The sequence below is a fragment of the Paenibacillus abyssi genome, from assembly GCF_014640295.1.
Classification (GTDB): Bacteria; Bacillota; Bacilli; order Paenibacillales; family Paenibacillaceae; genus Paenibacillus_D; species Paenibacillus_D abyssi.
The window spans coordinates 88,689-109,566 of sequence record NZ_BMGR01000002.1; the positions used below are offsets into that span (position 1 = coordinate 88,689).

Here is a 20,878-nt window from a genome sequence, read left to right on the forward strand (position 1 = left end):
TCAATTAGTTCAATTCATAGCTGCCGCGAACCAGTACGATCAGCCTGTTATTGTTGACGAGCGGATCCGGTGTTATACCGCGTCCTACACGCGGCGAAAGCAGTAAATGATTGTTGGTAATAGCCTTACCGTTCGTTAGATCCATTCCCTCGGTTAAATTGGAGATCCCATCTTTATCCGCACTGTATACCAATGCTTTACCGGATCTTACGACAAATTCCGTTCCTTCTTCCTTGGCGATCAGCAGTTTGCCAAGCGGAACAGTGACGACTTCAAGAGATGCGCCTGCTGCATTATTCCCCACCGGGCTGTTTCCAGCAGAACCTGTATTCCCGCCAGTGCTGCCAGTACCTCCTCCGGCACTTCCGCCGCTTTGCTTAAACAGTTGATCGACATAACTCTTCGTTACGACCGGATCGTCGATCGAACCGGGCTTCAATGCGCTATCTGCTTCTGACGACCAATTTGTGCCGATCAGTATCCCAGCTCCAATGCAGGCGACTGCAACGATTAATTTAAGTGAAGCCTTTCTCATCTTGGTGAATACCCCTTCCCGTCCAGTTATATTTACTAGAATACTAGATTATGGGTAGACATACCAGTTCTATTCCCTGGTAAACCATCTTAATTCCTTGGAGGCGATCAATAATTTTGCGTCTCCGTATACATCATAAACATGTAGTTTGTAGGTTTTATAGTCCCTTACTTTGGATTGGACATCGGGATCATTGAATATCACTTCCAATGGAATATTCGTCCCTTTAAGCAAGGAGGATTCATTATTTTCCGCTGATTTAAACAGTGCATATTCCTTGGAGTACGTTACTTTAGCATCGTCCTGGTTAACGAACTCAAAGCGGATTTTATGATCGCCGGCGATATAATCGTAAGATTCATCTACAGACAGATCATAATCCATCGTTAACTTGACGCCCTCGACATTGTATAGACCCGTTACGTTCAATACAGCTTGAATATTCCTCAGACTTAGCGTATTAGCCGAGAATTGGATGTCTTTCAATTCCGTATTAATGGATACCGAATCATTCTTGGCGATATATAGAACCGGTTTTACGAGTACGGATTCAACATTCGTATTGCCTTCCGGCGTCGAACCGGCAGTCTTTGCAATCGATTGGCCAAAAATCAGCTGATAATTTTGGATATCAAACGATCTGGATATGCTCCCCCATGCAGACAGCAGCACTTTACCGCCAGGCATCACCTTTTCTTTTACCTCAGAGACTTGAATCGGAACCTGCTGCCCGTTCTGATCTAACAAGTAACCGCCGATATTGGCGAGCTGTGAGGCGCGAGGCTCCCGATTATTGACTTCAAACTCGGCGTAGAAATAATTGCCGCCTGATCCTTCAAATATATTCGTTTTCAGAACTTTTACCTGAGCGCGGTTCCCGATCGAACTTACATTATAACCATTTACTAATGAATAAGCAGGTATATGGCTAATTTGTTGGCTGGAAAACTGGAACAACCGCTGGTCTGCTTTTTCCGGCTCTTTCTCGGTCAGGACAAACGTAATATTATCAATCGCCGTCGTATATGGGATTTTCGAATAGACAACCATATTATACGTTCCGCCTGAAGTTATGTTGATCATCTGGTCAATGCCAATGGAAATGCTTTCCCTGTCTACTTTAACGCCGTTAATCAAGAAATAACCGTTTAAATTGGGGATGCTCTTAGCCAGGTTACTCGTATTTGTGATCTGCAGCTCAGCTGCAAGCACATCGCTGTCTGCTACCGGCGTCCGTTGAATGGACGTTAATTGCACCTTGTAATGATCTTTGTACGTATAGACGCTTCCCATATTGCCTTGTTGAGCAGCCGCTTGAATCTTATAAGCCCCAATGACATAACCTTCCTTGCCTTCTACTTCCGCTGTTCTCACGACCAACTGCGCGTCCTTAAGTCTGGAGGATGGAATCGAACCGCTCAAATTTAATGTTTTTTTGATTTTTGGCAGGAGCGCCCGATTCTCTTCCTTGGCATAGCTTAACGGGTACAAGATATTATCTTTTGTCTGCAGCGCAAATTCCAGATCCGGCAATTGAATTGCTGAGGTTCCAATATTCTCAAAATTAAAATCCATTGTTAGCTCGCTGCTGCCGTCATTTTCGTTAATCAACGCAGAGCCTGCCGTTGTACGCACCTGTTCGCCATCTATATATACAGTTCTGGTCTTTCCGGTATCAGTCGGCAGCGCCGGCTTTAATGCGGGAACCGCGAACAGTCCTGCAGGCAGCTTGATTTTATTCGCTTCATCAATAGTAAACGGCACTAAAGAAACCTGCTTGCCTTTCAGTACTTTCGGAAGCTTCGCTTGAATCGTTACAATTTTCCGTTCTTTCGGTTGGATCGTTAGTTGGGCCATTGAGGCTGCATTTACATCATAGACTGAATAACCGTCCGTTTGTATAGCAAAGCCCAGATTGGATAGACTAGTACTGCTAAAGCCTACGTTCTCAAGCAAGTAACTAATCGTTAGATACAGCCCGTTTCTATCTTCCGTTACAATGGATTGTTTAACCGCACCTTTGACTTTGGTGTTGTTAAGCAGCATGACAGATGGCTTAAACACGGCTACCTTACCGGAGGCGTTCGCTGGATACTTAATTGTGCCCAGTCTGCGCTCATAGTTAGGGGCGTCAAAGTCCCACTCAATCACGTCAAAGTTCAAATCGGTGAGCTTTGTTTGATTATCCAGCTTCGCATAATAAGTTAAGTTCACGGATGATTTAGGAGCGACCGACTTCTTGTTCTTGTCCGCTTCGGTTAACGAAGTACTGAATACTTTACCGGATTTCCCCCTTACTCTGAGCCAATAATCCAGAATGCTTAACTCTCGGGTACCGTTGTTTGTCAGTGTAACCGTAAACGCCAGTACCAAGCTCTGATCCTGCATCAGCACTTGAGCATCACGTATGTATAAATGATTGTTCGCATTAAGCTTCACGATTTTACTGGAAATGGTGGCTGCCGCAAATGCAACAGAGTGGCTGTTAGAAGCTAATCCGGGCAAGACGGGCTGAAGCAATAATGCACAAGTCGTCGCTGCAATAATCCCGTGTTTAAGTAGTTTATGTTTCAACGCTGTCTCCTCCTGGTTATGCTATATTACTAAATTAGACGAAGGAGGCATCGGATTTGTTTCTATTTTCATTAGAAAATATTAATGGAATGGGAATAATAACCAACGCAGTTTGTGATTCCATGAGATTTGTTCGTGGTAAATAAAAAAACAAGCAGGAGCTGAGCTCCTGCCTGTCTTGAAGATGTTATGGATTACTCAACGATCAGTGTTGCAGTTGCAGATACGTTGTTAGCAGTGATGTAAGTCAAAGTAGTTTGACCTACGCCAACTTTTGTTACAACCAATCCGCTAACTGTAGCAACAGCGGAGTCGCTGGAAGCCAGCAATCCAGCAGTTGTGATTTCAACACCGTATTGGTCTTTAACAGTAACTTTGTGAGTTCCTGTAGCGTTAACCACGAATGTAGTGTTAGCGTTGATTGTGTACTCGGACTCGTTGAATGCAACAGTAGTAGCGATTGGAGCTGCTTCGGATACTGTTACAGTTTGCTCAGCAAGCTTAGTAGCACCTTTGTATGCAGCGATTGTAACTGTGCCTTCGTCAAGACCGAAGATTTTCTTACCGTCTACGCCGACTTTAGTGCTGTCGGAAGTCGTTACGAAGTTGAATGCATCAGCTTGAACGAGTGCAACTTCAGTACCGTTGGACAATTTACCAACCAGTTCAACTGTTTTTGCATGAGCGGATGCAGAAGTCAGATCGCTCTTACCATAGATTGTACCGATGTTTTTGATTGCATACGATTTGATATCGTCTGCTTTTACAACTTCAATTGTGAACACATACTTCGTGCTGTCAGTTCCGCCAGTAGTGAAGTTAACTGTAATTTCGGATTTACCTACAGCTTTAGCAACAAATTTTTCATTTACTGCATCATACTCAACAACTTCAGGTGTAGCGCTTGTCACAGTGTAAGTACCTTCAGCAACTGTTTTAGTGCGGTTGTAGTTGTCGAGGTAAGTGATGTTAGCTTCATTGAAAGCTGCTTCAGCATTTACTGCAAAGTAAAGAGGTACATCTTTAATGCCGTTGATTTTAACAGGTGTAGCTGCTTTTTTAACTGCAAGCTGCAATTGGCCAACTTGTGCGCCATTTACATATGCATAGATGTAAGCAGTGATGTCGTTAGCAACTGGAGCGAATTTAGCGATCAGTTCGCCTTTACCGTTGATTTTAGGGTAACCAGTTGCGAAAGCAACGTTAGAGTTAAATGTCACTGCATTAGCAGCGATTGGAGCATCTTGATCGATTACGATGTCTTTTGCAACTACAGCTGCGTTAAAGTTGTCAACAGCAGCGTAAGGAATTTTAACTTCTTCGTCTGCAACTACCAGGACACCTGGGTTGCTCAGTTGAAGAGTTTTAACTACAGGAGCGCCTTCTACTTTAACAGTAGTTGTTGCTGTAGCACCAGTTGATGGGTTAACCGCATTGATTACAAGCGTAGCCGCTTTATCAACGTCGATTGTCAATTTGCCGTCTTTGTCAACTGCATAAGCAGTTACAACGTCAGCTTCGCTAAGCATGAAAGTGATACCGGAAATCGTAAAGTTTGTAGTTCCAGCAGCCAAAGTTACTTTCGCAGTTTCAGCCAATTTGATTGTCGCACCGTATTGGTCAGTCAGTTCGATTGGAAGAACCAGAGCGTCATCACCAGCAGTAACGCGCACTTTACCTTCCAAAGGAGCTACAGTACCCAATTTAATTGCTGTAGCTGCGCTGCCTGCAACGATTTTGAATGTTTTAGTTGCGCTCAAACCAGTGGAATGAGTAACTGTCACAACAAAGTTGTCGTCGATTTTAGCGAAATCGTCATGAGCCAAGTCATACTTGCCGGTAATGTCAGCTGCGATTGTTGCTTGTTTAGTTGCGTTGAATACTGTAACGTTCAGAACTGGGTTTGCAATTTCTTTACCGAATTGGTTGAAGAGTTTGATTCCCAAGTCTTGGTTATCAGCTTTTTGCAAAGAGTTGGAAGTGATTTCGATTTTAGCAGGTCTTTCGTCTGCAACTGTAACTTTTTGAGCGTCGAAGCCTTTAACAACTACTTCGTACTCGCCAGCTGGCAGGTAAGTGGAGCTCAGTGCAACCGCTTGGTTGTTTTCAGCCCATTTAGCAGTGACAGTGTAGTTTACAAGACCGGATTTAACTTCGAAAGTCATATCCGCTTTTTCTGCTGCAGTCACTTCTTTGTTGAAAGAAACTGTGATTTCACGTGTGTTTGTTTGCTCAGTTTTAGCGATCGCCAATGCAGTCACTTCGTAACCAGGCAAGCCAAGAACTGTACCCAGTTTTTGACCGGAACCAGCTACTTCAGTGTCAAGAGCAACTACTACAGAAGCGTAAGTAGCGCCGCGAAGAGCAGGAGCAGCGAAGTCAACATCAGCAGTTACGATGCCAGCTTCTACAGCCAGCTCTTTAACGTTTGCGTAGTTGGCGCCAGTTGTGTCAACGCCCAGTGCACGCAATACTACTGCTGCGAATTGTTGATAAGTCAATTCTTGGTCGAATCCGAATCTTGTTGCGGAATGACCTTCCATGTATCCTTCTGCTTTAGCCCAGGAAAGGAAGCCGTCGTAGAAAGAACCACGAACATCTGTGTAAGTGTGGGATTTAGCTGTTGCTTTCGCTTCAGCTTCTACACCCAACAGACGGGATAACAATACTGCAAGATCTTGACGTTTCCAAGTAGCGCCTTCCATCAGGTCGCCTTTTTGGTCGCCTTGGATGATACCTAATTCTTGGAGCTTAGCTCCAGCTGGAGATGTTGCTGCAGACGCTACGGATGCGAACATCGAGAACACCATAGCGATTGCTACTAGTAAAGATAAACTTTTCTTCATAACCTTTTTTTCTCCTCCTCTAAAATGCTGCGGTTGTTGAGAGTTTTGTTTGAACCATAAATTATTGCTCGTTTCCCTCATTGGCCGATTCACCCCCTTCCCAGAGTTGAGCGCGAAGTTATTAAATAATGTCTGCATACATGTTAACCCGTTGTAATTACATGTCGCAGAAACTCGTAAACACAAGAAGAAAAATCTGGCAGATTCGCTGGACCACTATAACATTATACAATGGGGGAAATCTACCGTAAAGAGAATTTTGAGAATGTTTCATATCAAAATCCCTTTGCATCCTGCTGTTTTATGCGAGTTCACATATATAAACGCAGCAGGTTTAAAAAAGTTGCGATTGTTGCAAAAAAACTTTGCCACTTTTTATTTATTGCTCATGAGTGCTCATTATGTATGACTGGCTGCTTTCAACCAAGCGTCTCACTTATCAACGAATCCAAGTATACCGCTCCAGCTAACAACCGTCGATGCGTAACATTTTCCATGGCGATTGTTACTAATCTTGCGTCGAAGCTTGTCTACTAAAATTGATGCAGTCCTGTGATTATAAACCATATGTACATAGAATTGCAATCGAACTAGATTTGGACAGCTCCGCCTCGGGCAGCTCAATACATGGCGCCGGGCCATGACATCGAACGGTCAATGGCCCGGCGAGTTTTTAGTTTATTATAATTCCGGTATTTTCTTCTGGCTTAGCATAACATTCATCACGATTGCCGCAGCTTCGGCTCTCGTCATGTTTGCCCTAGGATCAAAATAATAAGTCGGACGCGAAGCATCAGAACCTGAAACATTCGGTTTTCCGTTCATCAGCTTCGCTTTTACGACCGCTTGTACGGAAGGCCTTGCGTACTCAAGAATATTCGATGCATCCGTGAACAGCTTGTTGAGATCCTTCAATACATTTTCGGGTCTGGCATTGAGTTTCAGGCCGGCAGCCCGTGCAATGATGACTGCCGCGTCCTCTCTGCTGATGCTCAGCCCAGGCTGGAACCGGTTGCTGATCGTGCCTCTCACCAAACCCGCCCTTGCCGCAGTCTCTATATATTTATACTCATATAAGCCTGCTGATGCCGGATTTATGATGCTTACATCCGAGAAGGTCGGACGCCCCTCATAATTTAAGGGAATATCAAACGCTTTGGTGATCAACGTCGTGAATTCACCGCGGGTTATCGCTTCATTGGTTTCAAAGCGGTTGTCTTCTTTATTTTTCATCAATCCCTTGGCATACAGGGTATCAAGAAAATCCCTTGCCCACGGATGCCCGGTGATATCGTCGAAGGACCGGTCCATATACATAACGACATAATAACCAAACTCTTGAATGGGTACGGTTATTGTATTGTTCTTGTTATTGACGACCCCGCCGATATTATTCCACTGGTAGCCGTTGATGCCGTTGTAATTCTCATTGTAGCCATAATGGAATACCGTTACGTACCGCCATGCGGATTGAACGATATTCGGATTATAGGCGAGCGTCAGCGTGCCCGGCTGCGACGCTACGAATTGATCCTTTACATTAAATGCAGTCTTCTTGTAAAACTCCTGTCCGCGTTCATAAGGGTAGGTTCCTGATCCATACAAAATGCTGCTTTGTGAATCGGATTGCTTGTACGTCCCCGCATCGAGCCAGTACAAATTGCTGACCATTCTGTAGCGCATCGAGTTTTCTCTGAGATGCAAATAACGCGACTCCCAATCCCCATTCGTAGGGAACGGCGAGGTCGGATTAGGCTGCGCCAGCTCAATCGGCAGCGGATGCATGATTTTGTTGACACGCCCGTCTACCGGATCGGCAATCCCGATCAGGATCTCGCGTGCAGGTGAAAGCCCTTGATCAACGGCGGTCGGATCGTTTCTCTTAATGATCGTCCCTTTCGGGAATTTGACCTCAATCAGCTTATTAAAGGCACGAATCGTGCTCTTCGCGATGCTTTCCTTGAATTCTGCGCCGGGCACCGGCGTGTCTGCGTTGTGAAGCATGATCTCAGCTTTCTCTTCCCGGTCTCCGCGGAAGATTGAGAATTGGATTTTATTCGCGCCTTTCCTCGGCACCTTAGCTTCAAAGACGAACACATCTCTTGGGCCCGTTCTGAATAGGACGGTTTCCTTCTTCGTAATAACGACATCTTTGCTGTATACAAGCCGGTCAGCCCCTTCGGCTTCGACATACATACGCGAGTAGTTGCCGTTGACGATGCCAATATTCGTGTCTTTATCCAGCACCGGGTAATGAACGACAAAGTTAGCAGGCTCCCTCGTAACCTCCATAATAGCGGTATTAAACAAGCCGCTTGTATTGGTAGCCGTTACCTCCACCGAGTTGATGCCGGTACCCTGCAGATTTAATAGAGCCGACTTAAATGTGGCTGTCGCAACGGTGGTGTCATCCGGATTGGCCTGCGTATTATCAATCCTTAAGATCAGGTTGTTAGGATCGGAAACCCGATCAAACACATTAGTCAATGGATTATATTTATATCTGGCTTCTTGCGGCGCCGTCAGGCCGACACGATTAACAACGATTCTGACCTCCGACGCATTCACGACCTTCGTTTCGAACTGCAGCTCATTTTCTTGCGTGAAATACTGCATGGCCTGTCCATCTAATTTCCGGTAATCATGCGCACTGGCAAATGCAGTCTCCAGATCAAGCTTGGCTACCGAAGGCAGATTGTCGGTAAAATAGTACAATTCATATCTGTTCGTCGTAATCGGCGACACGCCAGCCGGCGGATTGCCGGTCACCGCATCCAAAGTGCCCCTTGGATAGATCTCAAATACGACCTGGTTTAATCCGTTTTGCATTATCCATGGCCGGCGGTCAGGTTCCCCGGCTCCCGGAGCTGAAGCGGCTGCGCCGAATTTGAATCTAAAGTCGATTAAGTTGCCGCCGGCATCCTTATACATATCCGCATTCCGGACCTTGTCCGCCTGATCGTTAAACAGAACCCGGATATCGCCGTATTGGTTGGAAGGAATATTGACCGGCTTGAATTGGATAATCGGGCCGTTAATGATTGTTACCCCGTTTTCCATCAAACCTTTCGGTTCATCTGCCGCCTTGGTAAAGATCTGCCCGTTATAAATATTGGTCGGATAGACATAAGGCGACGGATTGTAATTGATCCGGTACTCTCTCGAGCCTGTCAAATACTCTGTATTCACCCCGGCTGCCGTTGTAAACGGCACAAACCGCAGCTTGCTTTGACCCTCTGGCAGATCATTCCGGTCGAGCGCGATCAAATAGGTTCCATCAGCTTGCTTCGCAGCTACACCAAGGGGCGTGGCGCTATCGTCCAGATATACGTTGATCCCGTCAGGCGCATTCGCCGCTTCGATAACCAGGTCGATGGACTCGAACGAGATCTGAACCTCAATCCCCGAATATAACTCCAGTCCGGATTCCTTGAACGCCACTTTCGTAATATAAGGATTGTTCTCATTCACAAAGTAGAAAGGGAAGGTTTGTTCATCGTCAGCGTAACCGAGAGCTATGGAGTCGAATGTCACACCGAGGATCTGGTTAGGCTTATCTTCATCAATGTTCAAGTTATTAAGCGGCAGCGCACGCACAATAACATGGTCAGCTTGAAGCTCGACCTGTACGGTTGTCCACGTCGCGCCGGCATCGATCGAATAGTCCAATGTAGGATTTCCGCCAAATGCCGGATTACTTGCAACTAAGTTTTGGAAATCAACCTGAACCGAGTCTCCGCCGGCAAGCGCTACCGTCATTTGTTCATGCGTCAAATTCAAATCAACCCGGTTCATTTTTACGTCCGTCGTGATATTGATTGGAAAAGGGGCCGTACCTATAGGGTCCGTGCTTTTCGCCTTAAAGGTAGGCTGCCTGAACAGCATCGTGTCAGTCGGAGGATCTAATTTGTTTGCGTCAGCGGATGCGACCTTCGTATTGAACAAAAATGAACGCCCATTGTTATACACAAAGGTCCGCTCCGCCCGGTAAGATTTCAAGGTGTTGGTGGCCAGGATGACAAGATCGTTATCGCCAGGCCGCAGCAGCAGCTCGGAGTTCATTGACTGCTCACCCGCGGTTACAAAGAAATAACCCATGTCCTGAATAAAACCTGGGATGCGGATGCCTTCCTGATTGCGGGTTGTGAACGCTCTAACCTCTGTTGCATTAGGCGCCTCTCCTTCAATGTTAACATATTCAAGCCCGGTTGTCGGGTTCGTAGCCGGAACCATGATGCCGTTCGTGAACGTCCGGTTGTCGATTTTCAGATTGCTTACCGTCGCAACGGCCGTATATTGGATCCAGGCCGGCAGCGAACGCGGTTTGGAAGGCGTGTCCAAAATAACGGTAATTTTATTTAATCCTTCCCTTAACTGTACATTCTCAAAGGCTACCCGCTGAGAATTTCCGGTTTGCGGTATTGCAGGATTATCTTTGATCTCTCTCGTGATTCCTGTATTCATATCCACGATTTCCAAATATAACTTACTCAAATCACTTGCCGCGATTTGCGAGTAATCGACCTCGATTCTTACAGCGCTCGTACTCACTCTAGACGGGTTAGCCGGCTGGGTAGCCGATACCGTCCAGTTTTTAATTTCCAAATTGACTGCGGCATTCACTACATTACCAAAAGGCGGAAACAATGTGACCACCAGAGCAATGATCATAACGGCACTGACGACACGTTTCCATTGATTTGAAAACAACATTCATCTCTCCCTTACCTTCAAATTCTTGCAAGCATCCTACCTATACCTCATTTATCGGTAAGAGTATCCCAAATCGTTAGGACAACCTGCAAAAAGGACCGTCATCAGTCACGATTCATGACTGATGACGGTCCTTCTCAAATGTAAGATGGCCTATTTTATTATTTCGAACGGGATTGGGTATCCAGTTTCATCAATGTACGTTGGATAAAGTGGATAACCGGCCTGCGCGTCTTATCGACGATGCCGATCAGCTCTGCGCCGATCTGAAGACCGAACATTAGAACACAGATAACAACAAACGTCACCCAGTTCGCGGCATCGGAGCGAACGACAACAGCCTGGATAATCGCACAAGCACCGAAGAACGCGGCGATCCCATAGATGATCAATACCGTTTTGCGGTGACTGAAGCCAAGCTCGCGCAGACAATGATGCAGATGGCCCTTATCCGGCGCAAAAATCGGCTTCTTGTTGATCAAACGCCGTACAATCGCGAAGAAGGTATCCGAAAGCGGAACACCGATAATGAGCAGCGGCGTTACAAAGGAAACGATCGTAACCTGCTTGAACGCCAGCATCGACATCATCGCCAAGCTGAAGCCAAGAAACAGCGAGCCGGAATCGCCCATAAAAATTTTAGCCGGATGGAAGTTAAAGACCAGAAAACCGAGAATGCCGCCCAGAAGCAGCGCGCTCATCAAGATAATCGGTTCAAAGCCCATAAACACGGCCATGACGAGAATTGTACCGATGGCGATGCCGGATACACCCGATGCCAAACCGTCCAAGCCGTCAATCAAATTGATGGCATTCGTTACGCCTACGATCCAGAAGATCGTCAGCGGAATACTGATCCAATCGGCGATGGGCTGCATGGATTCACCAAATGGAATATTAACCAGGTTAATTTGAACGCCGAAGCCAAACACGACAATACATGCGGCAATCAACTGTCCGAGAAGCTTTACCTTGGCCGATAATTCAAAGCGGTCATCAAGCGCCCCGATCAGCACGATCAATGTGCCTCCGACCAGCATGGCGCGAATCAAGTTCATATCGTATTTATTCAGCAATCCTTCCGGAAAGAACGGCAATACGATCAACAGTCCGGCAGCGAACGCCACATAAATGGCAAGCCCGCCCAACCGAGGCATAATGCGCGTGTGAACCTTCCGATGGTTCGGCTTATCGATCGCGCCGACCAGGAAAGCAAATTTTTTAACTAAAGGCGTTAATATAAGCGCTAGTATTAGTGCAACTACGAATCCTGTGATATAAAGAAAGCTCACGGACATCTCCAACTCCCCTTTTGTTTCTACCGGATTGAATTATACTCCGATTGAAAAAGAAACTCCAACTCCGTTTTCACGCGATTTTCATCATTTTTACGAAATTTTCACGGGGTTGGGTGACGTTTTGTGACGTTTTCTCTCTCTCGTATCACTTTCACTGCGAATTTCGGCAACGCAAGCATTCTCCGGTAGCGTGTCGGCTGTTGAAGCAGCCGGTAAAACCACTCCAAACGCAGCTTTTGAAATAGAATCGGCGCACGTTTTAATTTGCCTGCAATGACATCAAAGCTGCCGCCTACACCCATCATCACCGGCACCCCGAGCTCATCCTTGTGTCTGGCAATCCAAGGCTCCTGATTGTCAGCCGCACGGGCGACAAACAGGATGTCAGGGTTAGCCTCGCGAATGGCTTGGACAACTTCCTTATCCTCTTTATCCCCAAAAAATCCGTTACGATAACCAACAATCCGCACTAATGGATATTGCTGCTGCAGACGTTCCGCAGCTTCTTCAATAACCTCTTGCGTCGTACCGAGCAAATAGACGCTCCAACGCTTTTGCTCGCCAACATGCATCAATTGATGAAGCAGATCGAAGCCTGCCACCCTCTCCGCCACAGGCTGTCCGACATATCCGGCCGCCCACACAACGCCAGCCCCATCCGGCACAATAAGCTCAGCGCGCTCCATTGCCCGGTAGTAAGCAGGATCCTCAAGCGCCATCATCACCATGATCGGATTTCCTGTAATAACTTGTGTCGTCCGGCGTAACTCGATGGATTCGGTCAAATAACGCACCGTATCCTGCATGTTCATACGAGAAAAGGGAAGACCGAAAATCGGCACAACCGGGATCTCGGGCTCAGCCATATCCGGTTTCGCTTGTCCTTTTTCTCTGAATGGGATGGAGCTTAAACTCATGTTGCTTCGTCACCTCTTCATCATTTGACGCATCAGCTGGATAATTTGTTTCGCAGGCATCTGCGCTGTTTGCTTTAATTCATGTATTTGTTCCCGATGCGATTCCTGCCAAGCCTCGGATTCGTCAAGCAGCTGCGAGGCTGCCGCAGCGAATTGTGCGGCATCAAGCCGCTCAGTTGTGCCGATGGGCTCAAGCCCAAGGCGCTTCAGGAACTGATCGATCTTCGGATCATAGGACAGGCCGAGCATCGGCACACGGGCATTCGCCGCGTAGATCAGGGCATGCAGGCGCATGCCCAGCAGTAGATCGCAGCGGCTCACCTCCAGCAGCATCTGCTGGGGGTCGTCGCCGGGGGCGACCAGCTCGGCGGTGCTGCCGCCGATTGGGCCGAGCCGTTCCATCACATAGGACGATGCCTGTACATCGTCCGGCGTGTGGAACGGCAGGAAGCGCAGCCGCACCGCCCGGCTGCGGGCCAGCGCGGCAAGCGCAGCCGCCGCGCGGTCTAGGTCGGCGCCGTCCTTGCGCCAATGCCGCAAGGACACGCCCACGATGGGCACGCGTGCCGACGAATCGGCGGGCACGCTCGCCCCGATCGCTGCCGCCTGCTCAGGCAGCGGCAGCCCCATAACCGGATCGGGAACGACTTCGATTCTTTCCCGGTCTACGCCCATCCGCGCGAGCAGCTCCGCAGATTGCGCATCGCGCACCGACACATAAGCGCTTCGCCGCATGACGCCGCGAATCAACGAATCCATCCAGCGCCGATTCACCGGACCTATGCCCTGCGAATAGATGAAGGTCGGCTTGCCAAGCCACTGCGCGAGCTTCAGCACTCCCGTATAATACGGAATTGTCTTGGCGCTCGTTGCATCCTGCAGCAAGCTGCCCCCGCCGCTGATCAAGCCGTCGCTTCCGCGAATCGCGCGCAGCACTTCGCCAAGGCGCATGCGATGCACCGATTCGACGCCGTACATTAGCTTTGTCCAATTCGGATCAACTGACAGCACTACCGGCTGCACCCGAACGCCCTGCGCCTGCGCTTCCGACTCCAGAGCGAGCAGGATCGATTTTAACACGGCCTCGTCGCCGCTATTGCGAAAACCATAATATCCTGAAATGACTATTCGGAGGCTTTTGCTTTCTTGGGTGCCCATCTTCTCCATACTCCTTCCGCTATCTGCCACGCCGCTATCAACGCTAATCCGATAATCGCTCCTAGCCCAAGCCCGAGCAGCACACGGATGATCGAGATATACAGAGGCGTGTGAATATGCGTGAAGGTCCCCACCATCGAGAGCTGCCCGATAGTAGCTACAATTAATAGTACCCACGCAGCGCGATATCTAAGCGCAAGAAACAATCCTAATATGAAAATCGGATGCGCGAGCAAGAATTCCTTCGTTCTCGGCCTTACACCGAAGGTGGTTTCCAGCAGGCTCCGGAACACAAGCTCCATGCTGGAGACTTGTCCCGCATTTCCGGTACGCGATAAATAATATAACCCTACCACGCCGATCACACCGGCAGCAGCCACCCATAGTACCGTGATTTGCAGCTTCAGCAGCTTGCGCAAATTATCAAGCACAGAAGTACCTGTATATAGGAACAGATACAGCGCCACCAGTCCAATCGGAGCCAGATGCAGCAAGCTCACCCCGCGGAACTGCTGCAGGACCAGACTATAGGTAATGTTATTAAGCAATCCGATGATAAGCGGTACGCCGATCAAGGATATCACTGCCGTCGATGCATACAGCCCAATCGCCATCGTCACCCGTCTTCCGGCAGATAACCCCGGAAACACCCATTGACCGCCAAACAGCTTGTCAACATCGTTACGTTCCGCGGAAGCTCTCCATTGGCCGCCTACAGACCGGCGCTCTCCTTCGGTATGAAGGCGAATGCGTCCAATCACCCACAGCATCGCCAGCGTCGGTGCACTGATCGCTGCGCCGAGCGCCAGAGCCTGCTCCAATACAGCTGGCGACAAGACATACAGCCCTGCGCTGCCGATTAAGCCGACCACAAAAGCAGGGATCAGCAGAACCGGAATAAATCCGCCGATGAGCAGTGCAATCAGCGCAACCGCACCTGCAGCGACAACCCCTTTGGCAATCTTCATCCAGGATTCATACTGATAGTCGAATGGCTCAGCCACACCGTTCTTGAAGCCCTGCGACTCCAGGAGCGCTACAGCGCCTTCCGTATCCTCGTCGCCTTTCAATCCTTCATATACATTATCAAGGGAATGAATGATCGATGCTTTCTCCAAACTGCGCAACGGTTGTCCATTCAGATAGAACATCCGGATATTGCGGTCCTTTGCCGCAAGCAGAAACCGGTCCGCCATCACACTCGGTTTTATCGTCATCGATTCGGCTTCTGACAGCGAGTACAAGCGCGTTACATTATAATCCGTTATATAAGCAAGCGTATTGATTCCGTTTTGCGGCGATCTGAGGTTCTCGATCGCTGCGATCCCTATCCCATGCTCCTTGAGCAAATGGCCGAAAGACGACAAGCTTTTCAGCTCGGCCTGATCCGCATATCCTTTCACCGAGCCGCCATCGAACAAAATGCGTTTGACGCCAAGCCCGGCGAACATTTCAATCATATCTTCCGTTAATTCCGCATCATAAGGTCTCATACGGTCCGATAACCGCGGCAGCAGATGAAAGCCCTGCTCTTTTAACATTGCAAGCGCGGTCGGATCCGGCAGCATCGGCTTAACGACGGCATTCTCAACCGGCGTTTCGATCGTCAAGCCGTCACGGCCGTCGAAAGACCATGGCCTTACATTGATCTGCTCCAGATCAAACGGCTGTCTAATCAACGCTTCGAGCTGTTCCTTCGAGCTTGGATCATTAAACAGGATATACGTATAGTTCTCATTGAACGGCGCCGGCTTACCCTGCAGGGCAGCTGCTTGCGCAGAGTTATAATACGAGATTCTTCCCGACCAGAAAAGCTCTTCAAGCGAGCCCTCGAATACCGCCATCGTTCCGATTCCGGCCTCTTTCATTAATGGAAGCTGCTCGGCGATAAAGTCCTGGGGGTTGGCTTGATAGGAAGCAATCAACACTAAATCGCGGTAATCAAATATAAATTCAACTTCATCTGATGTTTTTTCCATCTGGTAACGAACCGCGCCGAGCGGCAGAGAAGCCAGGATGCCGATAATAACCAGCAGCCACAGCCATTTCCGCGCTTTGCGGTTCCATTGCTGTATTGATTCAAACACGCCTTCCACTCCTTAAGCTTGGTTATCTACCCGCGCCATCACACTTTGCGTGAGCTTGTTCAAAACGGCTGAAGCATCGGCCTGTGAGGTTCCGCATACTGCAAAGTACACTTTGATCTTCGGCTCCGTACCGGATGGCCGCAAGCAGAACCATGATCCGTCCGCCAGCAAAAACTTCAAGACATTCTCAGGCACAAGACCGTCCAGGCCCGGCAAGTAGTCGAGCATCTGCTTAACCTCTACGCCTGCAACCTCAGCAGGCGGATTGTTGCGCCAATCGTCCATGATCGCGGCGATTTTCTGTACGCCGTCGAAGCCTTTCAATGTACGGGACTCCAATTGTTCTAAGTATGTGCCATAACGGCTGTATAATTCCATCAATACGTCATACAATGTCTTGCCTTTGCTCTTATAGTAAGCAGCCGCTTCGCAAATAAGCAAGGAGGCGATGACCGCATCTTTGTCTCGCGCGTAGTTACCCGTCAAATAACCGTAGCTTTCTTCGTAGCCGAATAAAAATGACTTGCTGCCGGTACGTTCAAACTCATTCATCTTCTCGCCGATATATTTAAACCCTGTCAGTGTATTTACAACGTCGGCGCCGAACGATTTGGCGATGTCTGCGCCCATCTCGCTCGTTACAATGGTTTTGACAACGACGCCATTATCAGGCAGCTGTCCCCGTTCCTGCAATTGGCTCAGCACATAATAAACCATCAAAGCGCCGGATTGGTTGCCGCTCAGCACAACATATTCGCCTTGATTGTTTTTAACTACCGCACCCATCCGGTCACAGTCGGGATCCGTCCCGATGATAATATCCGCGTCCTTCTCCCCGGCAAGCTTCATGGCAAGCGTGAACGCTTCGCGCTCCTCCGGATTCGGGGATTTCACGGTGCTGAAATATCCGTCCGGCTGTTCCTGCTCGTCAACGATATGGACTTGACTAAAGCCGGCAGCCTTCAGCACTTCCCGTACCGGCATGTTACCGGCGCCATGCAGCGGTGTAAATACAACGGATACTTGGTCACCTAACCCGCCTTTAAGCAGCTCGGTGTTCAAGCTGTGTGATGCCACGGTTTCCACATAAGCACGATCGGCTTCCTCATCCAGCCATTTAATCAGACCTTCCGCTTCCGCTTTCGCACGATCCATGCGCTTCACGGCATCAAAGCCCGGTACGGCTTTAATGGAAGCAATAACTTGCTCCGCATCAGCCGGCACCAATTGACAGCCGTCGGAGCCGTAAACTTTATAACCGTTATATTCAGGCGGATTATGGCTGGCCGTAACCACGATCCCTCCTGTTGCACCGAGTGCGCGCACCGCATAAGAAAGCTGAGGGGTCGGGCGCAGCGAACGGAACAGATAAGTGACAATGCCGTTTCCAGCGAGCACTTGCGCTGCCTCAAGCGTAAATTCCGGCGAATTATTGCGCGAGTCGTGCGCAATGACAACCGACGGTTTATCGGTTTGTCCAAGCAGCCATTCCGCCAGCCCTTGCGTGGCCTTGCCAACCGTATAAGCGTTCATCCGGTTTGTACCGGCCCCCATCACGCCGCGCAAACCGCCTGTACCGAATTCCAGTTCACGATAAAAGCGGTCTTCAATCTCTTTATCTTGTCCGGCTAGCGCCTGAAGCTCTTCTTTGGTCACATTGTCAATCGTCGGATCATTTAACCATGCTTGGTACCGCTCAGCCGCTTGATTCGTTTGTGTCATCAAAATTACACCCTCTCCCGTTTATTAGGCTTCTTTATTAGACAATGCGAACATGATTCCACCTTCAGCGACAACCTTGCCTTCCACTTTAGCGGTAGCCTGGCCTTTGCCGATCATGCCTTTTAATCTTGTAATTTCAACTTCAAGGGTAAGGGTATCTCCAGGAACTACCTGACCGCGGAAACGGAAATTATCTATCCCCGCAAAAAAAGCCAGCTTGCCGCGGTTTGCTTCTACTTTAAGAATCGCTACCGCCCCGACCTGTGCCAGCGCTTCGACAATCAACACGCCGGGCATAACCGGATAACCGGGAAAATGTCCCGCAAAAAAAGGTTCGTTAACCGTTACATTTTTCAGTCCTACGGCGCGAACGCCCTCTTCTACTTCTAAAATGCGGTCGACTAGCAAAAACGGGTGCCGATGTGGAATGATTTCCTGGATTTGTTCGATGTTCAGCATGAATTGATCTCCTTTTTTATTATTTATCTCATGTATGTAATAAAAGTTGGGTTCAAGAGCAACAATATAGATATCCCTTCATGAACTGCAGTAATGGAGGTTGAGATAAGGGAGCTTGGCACTGAGGAACGAATGCCTCTTCACTGCCGGGCTCCTTTTTTTACTGCCGCTTCAAAGTTACCCAACCATTATACCTCTCCCCAGCCAAAAAAAAAACCACCCGCGGTCTTGGGCATTTATCGTCATTTATCGCTATTTATCGCCTTCTGATCCCATCCCACAAATTAATTATCCATTTAATGTTATTATGCTTCATTAATTTTCCTCCTGCGCCGTTAATACAATCTAGAACGTTAAATTGGAAATATTAGTGGGAGGATACGAACATATGACAAATGACTCATCTTTACAACGGAAGGCGATCCGCAAGTGGCTTGCTGCATCACTGGCGCTTCTGCTCCTGTTATCGGCTTTTCCTGTCCATTCCAGTGCAGCGGAAGAAACCGTGACCGGAATTGCTTATGATACCGTCCCCTCACCGTTCAAGCTTTTTGTCGCAGACGACCCTTATTCCTTGAAGGTGCTGGCAACCATTAGCGGAGCAGCCTCCACAAAGGATGTAACTCTTGATGCTGCTTGGACGTCTTCTAATTCTCAGATCATCAAGGTTGAAAAAGGTACGATTAGCGCCGTTGCAGGCGGAACGGCAGTCATTTCGGCCAAATACAAAGGTTTTACGGTGAGTACTACGATAACATCTGAATATTTATATGATAAGGTAACCCTCTACGAGAACAATTCAATCACAGCAGCACCGAATAAATTAGATCTCATACTTGGCAGTGCGCTGCTGTTCGACCTGGTCGCTTCCAAAGGAACAACAGATACGAACGTTACCTCCAGCGCGACATGGAGCACGTCCAATTCATCCGTAGCTTCCGTCGATAACGGCATCGTAACGCCTATAGCCGCCGGCACAGCTAAAATAACAGGCTCATATAAAGGACGGTCAAGCTCTATTACGATCAATGTATCTTCCCCTTATACATCGATCACGATTACACCGTCCGTGCTGCTTGAAATGAAATTAGGCGACGCGGAAAGACAGTTAACCGCAACGGCCATCAGCACAACGGAAACACCGCTCGATATTACGGATGAAGCCGAGTGGAAAAGCGGCAATCCGTTAGTCGTCAAGATTGTGAACGGTACAGTCGAAGCCGTCGGATCAGGTACAACAACGATTCAAGCTTCGTATCTGGGTACATCGGAGTCCATCACGGTCGTCGTACGTCTTCCGTATCAAGCGATGTTACTGGATCATGACAAGGATCTGCATATGCAATTGCAGGATGATCCTTTTCAGATTACAGCCTCTGTGTATGACAACAATCCGGACGAGCCTACGCTTGTAACCGGGCTGGCGGGATGGACTTCATCCAACCCTTATGTCGCAACCGTGATCAACGGGTTTGTCATCCCCAAAGCAGCCGGGACGACTAAAATTACCGCAGCCTATAAAGGCTTGAAAAGCGAGATTTCATTGACTGTCTATCCGGCGTTCACCAAGGTTGCCCTCGATAAAGAAACAGCAATCGGCTTTGTCGGAAACAGCGAATCATTGCCCGCTGTAACCGGCACGGCAATCGGCGAGAAAACACAAGACGTATCCAAGCTGGCACAGTGGACCAGCAGTGATGATACGGTTGCCTCCATCGAAGATGGCAGATGGGTGGCCAAACAGCCCGGCAAAGCCGTGCTTACAGCTGCCGTAGGCAATAAACAGGATAGCTTTGAAGTGAGCGTCCATGATAAACCGTTGGTTTTGCTGTCCGAGGTTGATTATTTGAGCATCATTGCCGGCAAGGAAGCCGATCTGCCTGTGATCACCGTCGTTTACGAAAATGGCGAGGAAGAAGACATCACCTCCAAAGTGACATGGAAAACCTCTTCTCCCAACCTTTTGGTAAAAGGCAACAAAGTGAAGGGCTTAGTGACGTCTCGCGTAAATCTGACGGCAACCTATTTAAATAAATCCGTTGTGGTGCGCGTAACCATCGAAGATGAGATTAAGGATCTTGCCGTAATGCCTTCATCCATTGAACTCAATCCGGGCCGTTCAAAATCGATCAAGGTTTTAGGTACCTACAAGAACGGCAAAACCGTATCACTGGGCAGCAAGATGAACTGGACCGTCGAATCAGACAGCATTGCTTCAGTGAACGGCAGCTCTGTTAAAGCAATTAAGGAAGGCAAGACAAAGCTGATCGGCACGTACCAGGAACATACCGTGGAAATTCCAATTACCGTGAAACTTAAACTTCAAAAGTTAAAACTGTCTTCCACATCGCTTAAGCTTGGCGTCGAAGGGAAGGAATCCATAACCCTTACTGCAGAGTATGACGGCGGAAAAACAATCCAGGTGACGTCCGCCGCGGTTTGGTCCACCTCCAACAGCAAGGTTGTCTCGGTAACCGATGGCACAATCACTGCACTAACTAAAGGAACTGCAACGGTGAAGGCGAGCTACGAAGGGAAAACCATCAGTTTAAGAATAACGGTGAAGTAA

The 20,878-nt window shown here is 48.4% G+C and carries 11 protein-coding genes; 1 reads left to right on the plus strand and 10 read right to left on the minus strand.

Going from position 1 to position 20,878, the window contains the following annotated elements:
• Positions 1 to 4: 4 nt before the first annotated feature.
• From IEW11_RS03045 to fabZ, 10 genes are all read right to left on the minus strand, one after another.
• Positions 5 to 535, minus strand: coding sequence for a hypothetical protein (locus IEW11_RS03045; RefSeq protein ID WP_188528922.1), 531 nt, complete (start codon positions 533 to 535; stop codon positions 5 to 7).
• Between the two features lie 69 nt (positions 536 to 604).
• The gene (locus IEW11_RS03050; protein ID WP_188528924.1) at positions 605 to 3,109 is read right to left on the minus strand and encodes a hypothetical protein; all 2,505 of its coding nucleotides are present in this window, start codon (positions 3,107 to 3,109) and stop codon (positions 605 to 607) included.
• Between the two features lie 194 nt (positions 3,110 to 3,303).
• Entirely contained in the window at positions 3,304 to 6,036 is a 2,733-nt protein-coding gene (locus IEW11_RS03055; RefSeq protein ID WP_188528926.1) for a hypothetical protein, read from the minus strand.
• A 600-nt stretch (positions 6,037 to 6,636) separates the two neighbouring features.
• Positions 6,637 to 10,668 carry an S-layer homology domain-containing protein gene (locus tag IEW11_RS03060; RefSeq protein ID WP_188528928.1) on the minus strand — a complete coding sequence of 1,344 codons (4,032 nt, stop codon included), beginning with the start codon at positions 10,666 to 10,668 and terminating at the stop codon, positions 6,637 to 6,639.
• A 161-nt stretch (positions 10,669 to 10,829) separates the two neighbouring features.
• Positions 10,830 to 11,966, minus strand: a complete 1,137-nt coding sequence (locus IEW11_RS03065; RefSeq protein WP_188528930.1) for a glycosyltransferase family 4 protein — start codon at positions 11,964 to 11,966, stop codon at positions 10,830 to 10,832.
• A gap of 101 nt (positions 11,967 to 12,067) precedes the next feature.
• The gene (locus tag IEW11_RS03070) at positions 12,068 to 12,832 is read right to left on the minus strand and encodes a WecB/TagA/CpsF family glycosyltransferase (protein WP_188529480.1); all 765 of its coding nucleotides are present in this window, start codon (positions 12,830 to 12,832) and stop codon (positions 12,068 to 12,070) included.
• Between the two features lie 60 nt (positions 12,833 to 12,892).
• Positions 12,893 to 14,041 carry a polysaccharide pyruvyl transferase CsaB gene (csaB, locus tag IEW11_RS03075; RefSeq protein ID WP_188528932.1) on the minus strand — a complete coding sequence of 383 codons (1,149 nt, stop codon included), beginning with the start codon at positions 14,039 to 14,041 and terminating at the stop codon, positions 12,893 to 12,895.
• Complete coding sequence (locus IEW11_RS03080; protein ID WP_188528934.1) at positions 14,008 to 16,128, minus strand: DUF5693 family protein; 2,121 nt, start codon at positions 16,126 to 16,128, stop codon at positions 14,008 to 14,010. Before IEW11_RS03080 ends, csaB begins: the two co-directional genes overlap by 34 nt.
• A gap of 12 nt (positions 16,129 to 16,140) precedes the next feature.
• Positions 16,141 to 17,850, minus strand: coding sequence for a phospho-sugar mutase (locus IEW11_RS03085; RefSeq protein ID WP_188528936.1), 1,710 nt, complete (start codon positions 17,848 to 17,850; stop codon positions 16,141 to 16,143).
• Positions 17,851 to 17,874: 24 nt separating this feature from the next.
• The gene (fabZ, locus tag IEW11_RS03090; protein ID WP_188528938.1) at positions 17,875 to 18,309 is read right to left on the minus strand and encodes a 3-hydroxyacyl-ACP dehydratase FabZ; all 435 of its coding nucleotides are present in this window, start codon (positions 18,307 to 18,309) and stop codon (positions 17,875 to 17,877) included.
• 388 nt (positions 18,310 to 18,697) lie between these two features.
• Between fabZ and IEW11_RS03095 the strand changes: the two genes are divergently transcribed.
• On the plus strand, positions 18,698 to 20,878 hold the full coding sequence (locus IEW11_RS03095) for an Ig-like domain-containing protein (protein ID WP_188528941.1): 2,181 nt from the start codon (positions 18,698 to 18,700) through the stop codon (positions 20,876 to 20,878).

Bases quoted from the DNA above. Each gene is read 5' to 3' on its own strand.
- IEW11_RS03045 (WP_188528922.1), bottom strand. From the start codon at position 535: ATGAGAAAGGCTTCACTTAAATTAATCGTTGCAGTCGCCTGCATTGGA.
- IEW11_RS03055 (WP_188528926.1), bottom strand. From the start codon at position 6,036: ATGAGGGAAACGAGCAATAATTTATGGTTCAAACAAAACTCTCAACAA.
- IEW11_RS03060 (WP_188528928.1), bottom strand. From the start codon at position 10,668: ATGTTGTTTTCAAATCAATGGAAACGTGTCGTCAGTGCCGTTATGATC.
- IEW11_RS03065 (WP_188528930.1), bottom strand. From the start codon at position 11,966: ATGTCCGTGAGCTTTCTTTATATCACAGGATTCGTAGTTGCACTAATA.
- IEW11_RS03070 (WP_188529480.1), bottom strand. From the start codon at position 12,832: ATGGCTGAGCCCGAGATCCCGGTTGTGCCGATTTTCGGTCTTCCCTTT.
- csaB (WP_188528932.1), bottom strand. From the start codon at position 14,041: ATGGGCACCCAAGAAAGCAAAAGCCTCCGAATAGTCATTTCAGGATAT.
- IEW11_RS03085 (WP_188528936.1), bottom strand. From the start codon at position 17,850: ATGACACAAACGAATCAAGCGGCTGAGCGGTACCAAGCATGGTTAAAT.
- fabZ (WP_188528938.1), bottom strand. From the start codon at position 18,309: ATGCTGAACATCGAACAAATCCAGGAAATCATTCCACATCGGCACCCG.
- IEW11_RS03095 (WP_188528941.1), top strand. From the start codon at position 18,698: ATGACAAATGACTCATCTTTACAACGGAAGGCGATCCGCAAGTGGCTT.